General features: G+C 64.2%; 10 protein-coding genes. 8 read left to right on the forward strand and 2 right to left on the reverse strand.

From position 1 onward, the window contains the following. The first annotated feature begins 35 nt into the window (after positions 1 to 35). Entirely contained in the window at positions 36 to 2,465 is a 2,430-nt protein-coding gene (gene gyrB, locus G522_RS0113665; protein WP_026791533.1) for a DNA topoisomerase (ATP-hydrolyzing) subunit B, read from the forward strand. Positions 2,466 to 2,569: 104 nt separating this feature from the next. On the opposite strand, the gene G522_RS0113670 is transcribed toward gyrB, so the two are convergent. Together G522_RS0113670 and G522_RS30285 are read right to left on the reverse strand one after the other, a co-directional pair. Then, the gene (locus G522_RS0113670) at positions 2,570 to 3,367 is read right to left on the reverse strand and encodes a DUF429 domain-containing protein (protein ID WP_026791534.1); all 798 of its coding nucleotides are present in this window, start codon (positions 3,365 to 3,367) and stop codon (positions 2,570 to 2,572) included. Continuing rightward, positions 3,348 to 3,680, reverse strand: coding sequence for a hypothetical protein (locus tag G522_RS30285; RefSeq protein WP_036839264.1), 333 nt, complete (start codon positions 3,678 to 3,680; stop codon positions 3,348 to 3,350). Before G522_RS30285 ends, G522_RS0113670 begins: the two co-directional genes overlap by 20 nt. Positions 3,681 to 3,891: 211 nt before the next feature. On the opposite strand from G522_RS30285, the gene G522_RS30290 reads away from it, so the two are divergent. From G522_RS30290 to odhB, 7 genes are all read left to right on the forward strand, one after another. Next, positions 3,892 to 4,404 (forward strand): protease inhibitor Inh/omp19 family protein, encoded by a 513-nt coding sequence (locus tag G522_RS30290; protein ID WP_051228613.1) that lies wholly within the window; start codon positions 3,892 to 3,894, stop codon positions 4,402 to 4,404. 8 nt (positions 4,405 to 4,412) lie between these two features. Further along, on the forward strand, positions 4,413 to 5,561 hold the full coding sequence (gene zapE, locus G522_RS26805) for a cell division protein ZapE (protein WP_036839266.1): 1,149 nt from the start codon (positions 4,413 to 4,415) through the stop codon (positions 5,559 to 5,561). Positions 5,562 to 5,731: 170 nt separating this feature from the next. Continuing rightward, entirely contained in the window at positions 5,732 to 6,694 is a 963-nt protein-coding gene (gene mdh / locus G522_RS0113690) for a malate dehydrogenase (RefSeq protein ID WP_026791535.1), read from the forward strand. Between the two features lie 120 nt (positions 6,695 to 6,814). Further along, the gene (gene sucC, locus G522_RS0113695; protein WP_026791536.1) at positions 6,815 to 8,011 is read left to right on the forward strand and encodes an ADP-forming succinate--CoA ligase subunit beta; all 1,197 of its coding nucleotides are present in this window, start codon (positions 6,815 to 6,817) and stop codon (positions 8,009 to 8,011) included. A 4-nt stretch (positions 8,012 to 8,015) separates the two neighbouring features. Further along, a complete protein-coding gene (gene sucD / locus G522_RS0113700; protein ID WP_026791537.1) occupies positions 8,016 to 8,930 on the forward strand; it encodes a succinate--CoA ligase subunit alpha in 915 nt (304 codons plus the stop codon). Positions 8,931 to 9,049: 119 nt separating this feature from the next. Beyond that, positions 9,050 to 12,019 carry a 2-oxoglutarate dehydrogenase E1 component gene (locus G522_RS0113705; RefSeq protein ID WP_026791538.1) on the forward strand — a complete coding sequence of 990 codons (2,970 nt, stop codon included), beginning with the start codon at positions 9,050 to 9,052 and terminating at the stop codon, positions 12,017 to 12,019. Between the two features lie 61 nt (positions 12,020 to 12,080). Next, entirely contained in the window at positions 12,081 to 13,316 is a 1,236-nt protein-coding gene (gene odhB, locus G522_RS0113710) for a 2-oxoglutarate dehydrogenase complex dihydrolipoyllysine-residue succinyltransferase (protein ID WP_026791539.1), read from the forward strand. Positions 13,317 to 13,323 lie beyond the last annotated feature (7 nt).

The raw sequence follows: 13,323 nt of genomic DNA on the forward strand, positions 1-13,323 counted from the left end.
GCGGGATGATCCCGAGACGAGAAACGAAGGCCTCCATGACCGACACCACAGCCTACGACCCCGACGATTACGGCGCCGAATCCATCAAGGTGCTGAAGGGGCTCGACGCGGTGCGCAAGCGCCCCGGCATGTACATCGGTGACACCGACGATGGTTCGGGCCTGCACCACATGGTCTATGAGGTGGTGGACAACGCCATCGACGAGGCGCTGGCCGGCCACGCCGACTTTGTGAAGGTCCGCCTCAATGCCGATGGCTCTTGTACGGTGCGCGACAATGGTCGTGGCATCCCCACCGACATTCACAAGGAAGAGGGCGTGTCGGCGGCCGAGGTCATCATGACCCAGCTGCACGCCGGCGGAAAGTTCGACCAGAATTCCTACAAGGTGTCGGGCGGCCTGCATGGCGTCGGCGTGTCAGTGGTCAATGCGCTGTCGGTCTGGCTGAAGCTCAAGGTTTGGCGGCACGACCAGGTGCACGAGATGAGCTTTTCGAACGGCGTGGCGGATGCTCCGCTCGCTGTGACGGGCACCTCCGTGGGCGAAAAGGGCACCGAAGTGACCTTCATGCCCAGCCACGAGACGTTCAAGGGCGTCACCGATTTCGACTTTGCAACGTTGGAGCGCCGGCTGCGCGAACTGGCGTTCCTGAATTCCGGCGTCCGCATCCTTCTTGAGGATCATCGCGGGGTTGAGCCACGCATTGAGGAGCTGCACTATGAGGGCGGGCTCGAAGCCTTCGTGCGCTATCTCGACCGCTCGAAGAAACCGGCACTGTCGAAGCCGATCATGGTATCGACCGAGAAGGACGGTATCACCGTCGAAGTCGCTCTGTGGTGGAACGACAGCTACCACGAGAACGTGCTCTGCTTCACCAACAACATCCCGCAGCGCGACGGCGGTACCCATCTCGCCGGCTTTCGTGGCGCGCTGACCCGCCAGGTGACCGGCTATGCCGAAACCTCCGGCATCTCCAAGCGCGAGAAGGTGACACTGACCGGCGACGACTGCCGCGAGGGGCTGACCTGCGTCTTGTCGGTGAAGGTGCCCGATCCGAAGTTCTCCAGCCAGACCAAGGACAAGCTCGTGTCGTCGGAGGTTCGCCCGGTGGTCGAGGGCGCTCTCAACGATGCCTTTTCCACTTGGTTTGAGGAACATCCGGCAGAGGCACGCGTCGTGGTCGGCAAGGTGGTCGAGGCCGCCGCGGCCCGCGAGGCGGCCCGCAAGGCCCGCGAGCTGACGCGCCGCAAGGGCGCGCTCGACATGGCTTCGCTTCCCGGCAAGCTTGCCGAGTGCCAGGATCGCGACCCGGCCAACACCGAATTGTTCCTCGTCGAGGGCGACTCGGCCGGTGGTTCCGCCAAGCAGGGTCGCAACCGCGAATTCCAGGCGGTGCTGCCGCTTCGCGGCAAGATCCTCAATGTGGAGCGGGCACGCTTCGACAAGATGCTGTCGTCGGCCGAGATCGGCACCTTGATTACCGCGCTCGGTACCTCGATCGGCGCCGACGAGTTCAATGCCGACAAGCTGCGTTACCACAAGATCATCATCATGACGGACGCCGACGTCGACGGCGCCCACATTCGTACGCTGCTGCTCACCTTCTTCTTCCGGCAGATGCCGGCGCTGATCGAGCGTGGTCACATCTACATCGCCCAGCCGCCACTCTATAAGGTGACGCGCGGCAAGTCCGAGCAGTATCTGAAGGACGAGCGGGCGCTGGAAGACTTCCTGGTGACGCAGGGTCTCGATGAGGCGGTGCTGAAGCTCGCCGATGGCGAAGCGCTGGCAGGACAGGATCTTCGGGCCATCGTCGACCGAGCGCGTATCGTCCGGAACCTCATTGACGGGCTGCATCACCGCTACAGCCATGACGTCGTCGAACAGGCGGCGATTGCCGGGGCTCTCGACGCTCGCCTCCTGGAAAACCACGCGGCGGCGCAAAACGCGGCTGACAGCGTGGCAGCCCGCCTCGATATCATCGCCGATGAGTTCGAGAAGGGGTGGACGGGCGAGGCGATGCCGGACGGAAGCCTTGCCTTCCACCGCGTTGTGCGGGGCGTCACCGAGACCAGCATCATCGATACGGCATTGCTGTCGTCAGCCGACGCGCGCAAGCTCACCGGCCATCGCGAACATCTGGCGGCTATCTATGGCGCGTCGGCCGTGCTCCGACGTCGTGACAACGAGACCGCCGTGCGCGGGCCGCGCACGCTGCTGGACGCTGTCTACGCCGCCGGCCGCAAGGGCATTGCCATGCAGCGCTACAAGGGCCTTGGCGAGATGAATGCCGAACAGCTCTGGGAGACGACGCTCGATCCCAACGCCCGTTCGCTGCTGCGCGTGCAGGTGAACGAGGCGGTCGAGGCCGACGACATCTTCGAGCGGCTGATGGGCGACGAGGTGGAGCCTCGCCGCGAGTTCATCCAGGCCAACGCGCTGTCGGTCGCCAATCTCGACGTCTGAGTCTCCTCTCTACCGGTTCGATGTGCCGGACCGGTAGAGAGCCTGCCAAATCCACGCTCCAAGCCGTCATGGGCGCCCGGCCGTCAATCCGTCGGACGAAGCGCTTACAGGTCGCCTGCGTTCATTGGCACCCATACCGCCGATCCCGCATCGCCAAAGGCACGCGCCCGGCCGTCGAGCGCCATAGCGCCGGCATACGCCGCGACGACAGCGTCGAGACGATCTTCGAACGCCTTGAGGCTCCGGCCGCGCGTATCGGCCGGTGGCAGGGTGAGGAGGTCGGAACTTCCCGCCAGCACGCCGTCAAGGGCGGTGATGACGATTCTCCATACCTCGTAAAGGCGGCGCCGCCTCTCGACGAGCGGCAGGCCTGGCCAGTAACGCCCAGTGCGGCCGATCTTGTATGCAAGACGCATTGCTGCGCCGGTAAGCTCGATCAGCGCTGGGTGCGGATAGATCTCAATGCGGCAGGGCGGCCGAATATCGAGCGTCGCCAGCGGATAGCCCGCCCCAGCAAGCCCGGATTCCAGTGCGCGCCCGACAGCTCCGGGACGGTCGACGGTTGGCGAATGGGTACCGGCGCCGCGGCCTGAATAGGCTCGGTTGACCGCGTTGTCAGCAGCCCGCCTCGCCGAAATGGGCGTATCCATCATCGGCATGTCCACGGCGACGAGGTCGGGAGTTCGGCCGGCCAGACAACTGGCTGCGGCAACCAGCGCGGACGGGCTCGATGAACCCGTTTCGCCCCCCGAAAGGGCAATGAATTCTTCGAACGAGGCGGCAACGGCGGTGAGCTGCCAAACGCCCGACGTTTTCACCGCCAATGCCACGCCGCTCGGGTTGGCCGCCGTCCAGGCAGCATCAATGCCGAGCACGGCCTTGTCAGGTGGGGAAACCGGCATGACGTCTCGCCGGACGAGGCGACCGGCGAGCGCCGGCAAGCATCAGGAATATGCCGATGATGCCGGCGACGGCGAGCGTCGGCCAAGCGAGCACTGCCGTGCCCCACTCGGCCCATCCCGCCTCGCCGATGAGCGGCTTCAGCACGGCTTCGATGCGATCCGCAAAATCCGGAGCTATGAGCGCCAAGCTTCCCGAAAGCGGCGTCATCACCACCCTGTCGGCGGCAATCGAAGAGATACCATCGGAAATGAGAGCCACCACGCCGATGGCAAACAGCCCCAGTCCAAGCACACGCGCTACAAAGGACAACATACGATGTGCCCCCCACCTGAACACGAGGAACATCTTGCGGCCATCGCGTCTTCCGTGCAACGTCGACAAAGAGCATTTTGTCGCGATTTTTAAGTTTCTTCAGCCTTCGGTTCCCCTCCGGGAACGAGGCGGCTATCATTCGAAGCTACGCCTAGAGAGAATCACGCCGAGAGCCACGGCGTGCTCTCTTCGCCCTCTGGGAGCCCTCCTGATGCGCATCATTGCCACCGCCTCCGTTGTTTCCGTCCTCGCGCTCGCCGCCTGTAGCAGCTATGCACCGCCGCCGCCGCGCATCGCTCCGCTGGCGCCGCAACCGGTCAACCCGGTGGCGAGCCAAGCGTTGCCGGCACCGGTGATGACGCAACCGACGACCGACATGGCCATGGGTCAGCCGACGGGCCCGGCAATCGCTCCCGCCAACCCGGGCGTTGCCGCGGATGTGCGCAAGGCCGATCTGATCGGCGGCTGGACGCTCGCCTCGGCCGGCGAGACGTGTCAGCTCTCCATGAATCTTACCACCTGGAGTGGCGGCTTCCGCGCCTCGACGCGCGGCTGCGTATCCGACGAGCTGAAGGCGATCGGCGCCTGGGACGTCGCCGGCAAGGAAATTCTGCTGAAGGACGCTTCCGGGTCGGTCGTCGCCCGCCTCTATGCCGCGGCTCCCAATCGGTATTCCGGCCAGACCGACGTCAGCAAACGCGGCGTGCAGTTCTTCCGCAGCTGATAACCGGCATGACGGCTGAGGCTACGGCCGGCGAGGTCGCCCTCTGGTTCGACGGCGAGATCGCCGCCGGCCGGCTCACGGCTGATGCCGCCCAGCGGCAGGCGGCCGTGGCTTTCGATCGGCTGCTCAAAAGGCTCGCCGCCCCACGTGCGCGCCGCCGTCTCCTCGGTCTCATACCCGTGGGGTCCGTTCCGGCGGCGCGCGGCCTTTACCTCTGGGGTGGCGTCGGTCGCGGCAAGACATTGCTGATGGACCGCTTCTATGCGGCGGCGCCGATCGAAAAGAAACGGCGACAGCATTTCCACGCTTTCATGGGCGACATGCACGAGGCCATTGCTGCGGCGCGCCGGGCCATGGCGGCCGGCGATCCGCGCGACCCCGTTGAAATCGTGGCGCGATCGCTCGCCGATGAGATACGGCTTCTCTGCTTCGACGAGTTTTCGGTGACCGACATTGCCGACGCCATGCTGCTCGGCCGCCTGTTCGGGCGCCTGTTCGACCTCGGTTTGACTCTGGTCGCCACGTCCAATGTCGCGCCCGATCGCCTTTATTGGAACGGCCTCAACAGGGCGAGCTTCCTGCCTTTCATCGGTCTTCTGAAGGAAAGTTGCGAGATCTTGCATCTCAAGGACGGTGCCGACCATCGGTTGGAAGGACTCACGGCGGCTGAGGTTTATCTCTCCCCGCTTGGTCCAGCCACCGATGCTGCCGCCGAGCGTCTATGGGCCTCCCTTTCGGGCGATGGCGAGGAAGCCTGCGACCTTCGCGTCAAGGGGCGCACCGTTCATGTGGCGCGTGCCGCCGGTCGGCGTGCTCGCTTCACCTTCGCAGAGCTCTGCGACCAGCCGCTTGGAGCTGCCGACTACCGAGCAATTGCCCGCCATTTCGACCTTCTGATGGTGACGGGCGTGCCTCGTCTTGCCGCCGGCGAGCGCAACCGGGCGAAACGCTTCATTACGCTGATCGACGTTCTCTATGACGCGGGGCGCGGACTGGTGCTGACGGCCGATGGCGAGCCGGCCGAACTCTATTACGCAACAGAGGGCAACGAGGCCTTCGAGTTCGCCCGGACCGCGTCGCGGCTTATCGAGATGCGGACGGAGGCTTGGCTGCATCGCGCCGCCGATCCATCCCGTTCGCAATCATCGACCACATGACGCACGCGTCACCTACCACATGAAGAAGTGACCTCACAAAGCAGTACCGTCTTCGTGAAAAGTTGACTTTCCCCGATAGTCTCGCTTGCACGCGACTCGCGATCATTGTAATTCCATGCCGATCGATTTCGATCTAACTAACCTTTACGTAAAGGGAAAGGTAATAATCAATGGCGCGGAAAAAGATCGCTCTCGTTGGTGCTGGCCAGATCGGCGGCACGTTGGCCCTCCTGGCCGGTCAGAAGGAACTCGGCGATGTCGTCCTGTTCGACATCATGGACGGCGTGCCTCAGGGCAAGGCCCTGGATCTCGCGGAAACCGCCCCGGTCGAAGGCTTCAACGCCAAGCTTTCCGGCACCAACAGCTATGAAGCGCTCGAAGGCGCAGACGTGGTGATCGTCACCGCCGGCGTGCCGCGCAAGCCCGGCATGAGCCGCGACGACCTCCTCGGCATCAACCTCAAGGTCATGGAACAGGTCGGCGCCGGCATTGCCAAGTATGCCCCGAAGGCCTTCGTGATCTGCATCACCAATCCGCTCGACGCCATGGTCTGGGCGCTGCAGAAGTTCTCCGGTCTGCCGGCCCATATGGTCGTCGGCATGGCCGGCGTGCTCGACTCGGCTCGCTTCCGCTATTTCCTGTCGGATGAGTTCGGCGTTTCGGTCGAAGATGTTCATGCCATGACCCTCGGTGGCCACGGCGACGACATGGTTCCGCTGATCCGCTATTCGACGGTCGGCGGCGTGCCGCTTCCCGAGCTGGTGAAGATGGGCTGGACCACCCAGGAGAAGCTGGACGCCATCGTCGACCGCACCCGCAAGGGCGGCGGCGAGATCGTCGCTCTCCTGAAGACCGGTTCGGCCTTCTACGCTCCGGCCGCTTCCGCCATTTCCATGGCCGAGTCCTACCTCAAGGACAAGAAGCGCATCCTGCCGGTGGCTGCCTGCCTCAAGGGCGAGTTCGGCGTCACCGGCACCTATGTCGGCGTGCCCGCCATGATTGGCGCCGGTGGTGTCGAGAAGATCGTCGATCTCGAGCTTTCGTCCGAGGAAAAGGCCGGCTTCGAGAAGTCGGTGGCCTCGGTCAAGGGTCTGATCGAAGCCTGCAAGACCATCGCTCCGGCGCTGGCCTGATCGTTTGAAAACATGGGCCGGGCCGCCAAACGGCGACCCGGCCTTTTCGTCTCTAGCGAATCCATCCGCATTTTCACTCAGTCCGCCTCTCTTCCCCACTCCCAAGCCAAGGACTTCCGGATGAACATCCACGAATACCAGGCAAAGGCCCTGCTCAAGGGGTTCGGCGCGCCTGTCGCCGCTGGTGTGCCCGTCTTTTCTCCCGACGAGGCTGAGGCGGCTGCCCGGTCGCTCCCTGGCCCGCTCTGGGTCGTGAAAAGTCAGATCCATGCCGGTGGTCGCGGCAAGGGACGGTTCAAGGAAGCCTCCGCTGGTGACAAGGGTGGCGTTCGCCTTGCCCGTTCGGTGGATGAGGTCGCGTCATTCGCACGCGAGATGCTGGGCGCGACGCTTGTCACCAAGCAGACCGGTCCGGCCGGCAAGCAGGTGAACCGCCTCTATATCGAGGATGGCGCCGACATTGCCCGCGAGCTCTACTGTTCGTTACTGGTCGATCGCGCGGTTGGACGCGTCGCCTTCGTGGTGTCCACCGAGGGCGGCATGGACATCGAGACGGTCGCTCACGATACGCCGGAAAAGATCGTCACCGTCGCGATCGACCCGGAAGCGGGCGTCAGCGCCGCTGATGTGGCGGCCATCGTGTCCGCCCTAAAGCTGGACGGTGCCGCGGCAAAGGATGCCGAAACCCTGTTCCCGCTCCTCTATAAGGCCTTCGTCGACAAGGACATGAGCCTTCTCGAGATCAACCCGTTGATCGTGCTGAAAGACGGTCACCTGCGCGTTCTCGACGCCAAGGTGTCCTTCGATGGCAACGCGCTGTTCCGTCATCCGGATGTCGAGGCGCTGCGCGACCTCACCGAGGAGGATGCGAAGGAAATCGAGGCGCACAAGCACGACCTCGCCTATGTGGCGCTCTCCGGCAATATCGGCTGCATGGTCAACGGCGCCGGACTTGCGATGGCCACTATGGACATCATCAAGCTCTACGGCGCCGAACCGGCCAACTTCCTCGATGTCGGCGGCGGCGCTTCCCGCGAGAAAGTGACGGCGGCCTTCAAGATCATTACGGCCGATCCCGCCGTGAAAGGCATCCTGATCAACATCTTCGGCGGCATCATGAAGTGCGACGTCATCGCCGAGGGCGTCATCGCCGCCGTGCGCGAGGTCGGTCTTCAAGTGCCCCTGGTCGTCCGCCTCGAGGGCACCAACGTCGCCCTCGGCAAGAAGATCATCGCCGAAAGCGGTCTCGACGTCATTGCCGCCGATGATCTCGACGACGCTGCCCGCAAGATTGTCGCCGCCGTAAAGGGAGCCTGACGCGATGTCCATTCTCGTCAACAAGGACACCAAGGTCATCGTTCAGGGCCTGACCGGCAAGACCGGTACGTTCCACACCGAGCAGGCGCTCGGTTACCACGGCACCCAGATGGTGGCCGGCGTCACGCCCGGCAAGGGCGGCTCCACCTGGGAGGGCACACTGCCCGACGGCTCGAAGGCAACGCTGCCGGTGTTCGACACCGTCGCCGAAGCGCGCGAGAAGACCGGCGCCAACGCCTCCGTTGTCTATGTGCCGCCCAAGGCCGCCGGCGTGTCGATCATCGAGGCGATCGATGCCGAGATGCCGCTGATCGTCACCATCACCGAAGGCATTCCGGTGCTCGACATGGTGAAGGTGAAGGCCCGGCTCGACCGTTCCAAGTCGCGTCTGCTGGGTCCCAACTGCCCCGGCGTGCTGACCCCCGGCGAATGCAAGATCGGCATCATGCCCGGCTCCATCTTCCGCCGGGGCTCGGTCGGCATTGTATCGCGGTCGGGAACCCTCACCTATGAGGCGGTGTTCCAGACTACGAACGAAGGTCTCGGCCAGACCACCGCCGTCGGTATTGGCGGTGATCCGGTGAAGGGCACCGAGTTCATCGACGTGCTGGAACTGTTCCTGGCCGATCCCGAGACGAAGTCGATTGTCATGATCGGTGAAATCGGTGGCTCGGCCGAGGAGGCGGCGGCGCAGTTCCTCAAGGATGAGGCCAGGCGTGGCCGCGCGAAGCCGATGGTCGGCTTCATCGCCGGTCGCACGGCGCCGCCCGGCCGCACCATGGGTCACGCCGGTGCGGTGATTTCCGGCGGCAAAGGTGGCGCCGAGGACAAGATCGCCGCCATGGAAGCGGCTGGCATTGTCGTATCGCCGTCGCCGGCCCAGCTTGGCAGGACGCTCGCCGAGCGCTTGAAGGCCTAAAGCGGACAACAAAGGCCAAGCATTCGCCCGAATGCGGTTGCTTGGTCATCGATACCCACGGCGAAGCGATCCTGCTATCGCCGGAACGCGAGGACGGAGCGGACGGCTCCGAAACGCACATGGCACGGCAGAACGATAACGACGCTTTCGCCGGGACCTCGTTCCTCTATGGCGGCAACGCCACCTATATCGAGGCGCTCGAGGCCCGCTACCTCGCCGATCCCTCTTCGGTCGACCCTGAGTGGCGGGAGTTCTTCGACGCCCTCTCCGAGCCGGCGACGGCACGTAGCGCGCGCGGCGCCAGCTGGACCCGGCCCGACTGGCCGCCCAAGATCAACGGCGAGCTGGTCTCCGCTCTCGATGGCAACTGGCCCGAGGCCAGCAAGATCCTCGAGAAGAAGATCGAGGCGAAAGCGCAGCCGGCCGGCATCAGTGCCGAGGAGCTTCGGCAGGCGACGCTCGATTCGGTGCGCGCCATCATGATGATCCGCGCCTATCGCATGCGTGGCCATCTTCACGCCGATCTCGATCCGATCGGCGTTGCCAAGAAGCTCGACCACGAGGAACTGCATCCGACGAGCTACGGCTTTACGGAAGCCGACATGGACCGGCCGATCTTCATCGATCACGTCCTCGGTCTCGAATACGCCACCGTGCGGCAGATGATCGACATTCTGAAGCGCACCTACTGCGGCACCATCGGCTACGAGTTCATGCATATCTCCTCACCCGAGGAGAAGGCCTGGATTCAGGAGCGCATCGAGGGGCCGGACAAGCAGATCGAATTCACCGACAATGGCAAGAAGGCCATTCTCAACAAGCTGGTGGAGGCCGAGGGCTTCGAGAAGTTCCTCGACGTCAAGTACACCGGCACCAAGCGTTTCGGTCTCGATGGCGGCGAGAGCCTGATCCCGGCGCTCGAGCAGATCATCAAGCGGGGTGGCAACCTCGGCGTGAAAGAGATCGTGCTCGGCATGCCGCACCGTGGCCGTCTCAACGTGCTGACGCAAGTGATGGCCAAGCCGCACCGGGCGCTGTTCCACGAGTTCAAGGGCGGCTCCTACGCCCCCGACGACGTCGAAGGCTCGGGCGACGTCAAGTACCACCTCGGTGCCTCTTCGGACCGCGAGTTCGATGGCAACAAGGTGCACCTCAGCCTGACACCCAACCCGTCGCACCTCGAAATCGTCAATCCGGTGGTTCTCGGCAAGGTGCGCGCCAAGCAGGACGTTTCCGCCACCGTCTGGGAAGGCGACATCATTCCGCTGCGCGAGCGCGTCAAGGTGCTGCCGCTGCTGCTGCATGGCGACGCGGCCTTTGCCGGCCAGGGCGTCATCGCGGAGTGCTTCGGTCTCAGCCAGCTGCGCGGCCATCGCGTCGGCGGCTCGATCCACTTCATCGTCAACAACCAGATCGGCTTCACCACCAACCCGCACTTCTCGCGCTCGTCGCCCTATCCGTCCGACGTCGCCAAGATGGTCGAGGCGCCGATCCTGCACGTCAACGGCGACGATCCGGAAGCCGTGGTCTATGCCGCCAAGGTGGCCATCGACTATCGGCAGAAGTTCCACAAGCCGGTGGTCATCGACATGATCTGCTATCGCCGCTTCGGCCATAACGAAGGCGACGAGCCGGGCTTCACCCAGCCGATCATGTATTCCAAGATCCGCGGCCATGCGACGACACTGCAGATCTACGCCAAGAAGCTGATCGACGAGGGTACGGTCACCCAGGACGAAGTCATCGGCATGCAGGCTGCCTTCCGCCAGAAGCTCGATCAGGAATACGAGGCTGGTCAGGCCTATAAGCCCAACAAGGCCGATTGGCTGGATGGCGCCTGGGCTGGGCTCAAGGTCGCCGACAGCTTCGACGAACAGCGGCGCGGTCAGTCCGGCGTCAACATCGAGACGCTCAAGGAAATCGGCCTCAAGATCAATACGGTGCCGCCGACCTTCAACGTCCACCGCACCGTCCAGCGCTTCCTCGATGCCCGCAAGAAGGCGATCGAGACTGGCGAGGGCATCGATTGGGCGCTGGGCGAAGCTTTGGCCTTCGGCTCGCTCGCCCTTGGCGGCCACAAGATCCGCCTTTCCGGCCAGGACTGTGAGCGCGGCACCTTCAGCCAGCGTCACAGCGTGCTCTACGATCAGGAGACGGAGGCGCGCTACATCCCGCTCGCCAACCTGTCTCCGGAGCAGGCACCTTTCGAGGTCATCAATTCGATGCTGTCGGAAGAGGCGGTGCTCGGCTTCGAATATGGCTACTCGCTGGCCCGCCCCAACGCGCTCACCCTTTGGGAGGCGCAGTTCGGCGACTTCGCCAACGGCGCGCAGGTGGTGTTCGACCAGTTTATCTCCGGTGGTGAACGCAAGTGGCTCAGGATGTCCGGCCTCGTCTGCCTGCTGCCGCACGGTTATGAGGGCCAGGGGCCGGAGCATTCGTCCGCCCGTCTCGAACGCTGGCTGCAGCTCTGTGCCGAAGACAACATGCAGGTCGCCAACTGCACGACGCCGGCCAACTACTTCCATATCCTCAGGCGCCAGCTGACCCGCGATTTTCGCAAGCCGCTGATCCTGATGACGCCGAAGTCGCTGCTCCGCCACAAGCGGGCGGTGTCGAAACTCGCAAACATGGGGGCGGAAACATCGTTCCACCGCCTGCTCTGGGATCATGCCGAGTCCGACCCCGATACGGTGACCGTGCGCCTGAAGCCCGACGCGGACATTCGCCGGGTCGTGCTGTGCAGCGGCAAGGTCTACTACGACCTGCTCGAGGAGCGCGAGAAGCGCGGCATCGACGACATTTACCTCCTGCGCGTCGAGCAGCTCTATCCGTTCCCGGCCAAGGCGCTGGTCAACGAACTCAGCCGCTTCCCGAACGCCGAGCATGTCTGGTGCCAGGAAGAGCCCAAGAACATGGGCGCCTGGACTTTCATCGACCCCTATCTCGAATGGGTCTTGAAACAGATCGGCGCCAAGGTTCCGCGTGCCCGCTATGCCGGCCGCGCGCCGTCAGCCGCCACCGCCACTGGCCTGATGTCCAAACATCTGGCCCAACTCGCCGCTTTCCTCGACGAGGCACTCGGCTGACCGGCTTTCGAGGCGGCCACTCGGCCGCCTCCATTCCTTTCGCATCTGGAGAGAAGCTCAAATGGGCAACGACATCCGCGTCCCGACGCTCGGCGAATCGGTCACAGAAGCGACCATCGGCCGCTGGTTCAAGAAAATCGGCGATGCCGTTAAGGCCGACGAGCCGCTGGTCGAGCTGGAGACCGACAAGGTGACCATCGAGGTGCCTGCGCCGGTCGACGGTACGCTGTCTGAAATACTGGTCGAAGCCGGCGAGACCGTCGGGGTCGGCGCTATCCTGGGTTCGCTTGGCGCGGCGTCGGCAGGCGCGCAGCCTTCGAAGGTGGCCGAGCCGATCAAGCCCGCCAAAGCGGTCGAGCCTGCTGCTCCGGTCAAGGCGGCTGAGCCCGCCAAGGCCGCCGCGCCGGCATCGGTGCCGCCGTCACCGGCCGCTGCCCGCGTCATGGCCGAAACCGGCACCAGTGTGGAGAGCGGCTCGGGCAAGCGTGGCCAAGTGCTGAAGGAAGACGTGCTGGCGGCCGTCGCCGCCGTTCGCACCGCCGCTCCGGCTCCCGCCGCGCCGTCGGCGCCCCGTGCGCCGGTGGCCGCCGATGATGCCAGCCGCGAAGAGCGGGTCCGGATGAGCAAGCTCCGTCAGACCATCGCCCGTCGCCTGAAGGAAGCGCAGAACGCTGCCGCCATGCTCACCACCTTCAACGAGGTGGACATGACCGGTGTGATGGCGCTCCGGGCGTCCTACAAGGATCTTTTCGAGAAGAAGCACGGCGTCAAACTCGGCTTCATGGGCTTCTTCGTGAAGGCTGTGGTGCAGGCGCTGAAGGAGATTCCGGCCGTCAATGCCGAGATCGACGGCGAAGACCTCGTCTACAAGAATTACTATCACGTTGGCGTCGCCGTCGGCACCGACAAGGGCCTCGTCGTACCGGTTGTGCGCGATGCCGATCAGCTTTCCATTGCCGGCATCGAGAAGAAGATCGGCGAATATGGCAAGCGCGCCCGCGATGGCCTCCTGCGCATCGAGGAGATGCAGGGTGGCACCTTCACCATCTCCAACGGCGGCGTCTACGGTTCGCTGATGTCGACCCCGATCCTCAACGCACCGCAGTCGGGCATCCTGGGTATGCACAAGATCCAGGAGCGACCGATGGTGGTGGGCGGTAAGATCGAGATCCGGCCGATGATGTATCTGGCCCTGTCCTACGATCATCGCGTCATCGATGGCAAGGAAGCCGTGACCTTCCTTGTCCGGGTCAAGGAGAACCTCGAGGAGCCACAGCGGCTCGTTCTAGACCTCTGACATCCAT

This window comes from Pleomorphomonas oryzae DSM 16300, from assembly GCF_000422965.1.
Lineage (GTDB): Bacteria > Pseudomonadota > Alphaproteobacteria > Rhizobiales > Pleomorphomonadaceae > Pleomorphomonas > Pleomorphomonas oryzae.

Bases quoted from the DNA above. Each gene is read 5' to 3' on its own strand.
- gyrB (WP_026791533.1), top strand. From the start codon at position 36: ATGACCGACACCACAGCCTACGACCCCGACGATTACGGCGCCGAATCC.
- G522_RS0113670 (WP_026791534.1), bottom strand. From the start codon at position 3,367: ATGCCGGTTTCCCCACCTGACAAGGCCGTGCTCGGCATTGATGCTGCC.
- G522_RS30285 (WP_036839264.1), bottom strand. From the start codon at position 3,680: ATGTTGTCCTTTGTAGCGCGTGTGCTTGGACTGGGGCTGTTTGCCATC.
- G522_RS30290 (WP_051228613.1), top strand. From the start codon at position 3,892: ATGCGCATCATTGCCACCGCCTCCGTTGTTTCCGTCCTCGCGCTCGCC.
- zapE (WP_036839266.1), top strand. From the start codon at position 4,413: ATGACGGCTGAGGCTACGGCCGGCGAGGTCGCCCTCTGGTTCGACGGC.
- mdh (WP_026791535.1), top strand. From the start codon at position 5,732: ATGGCGCGGAAAAAGATCGCTCTCGTTGGTGCTGGCCAGATCGGCGGC.
- sucC (WP_026791536.1), top strand. From the start codon at position 6,815: ATGAACATCCACGAATACCAGGCAAAGGCCCTGCTCAAGGGGTTCGGC.
- sucD (WP_026791537.1), top strand. From the start codon at position 8,016: ATGTCCATTCTCGTCAACAAGGACACCAAGGTCATCGTTCAGGGCCTG.
- G522_RS0113705 (WP_026791538.1), top strand. From the start codon at position 9,050: ATGGCACGGCAGAACGATAACGACGCTTTCGCCGGGACCTCGTTCCTC.
- odhB (WP_026791539.1), top strand. From the start codon at position 12,081: ATGGGCAACGACATCCGCGTCCCGACGCTCGGCGAATCGGTCACAGAA.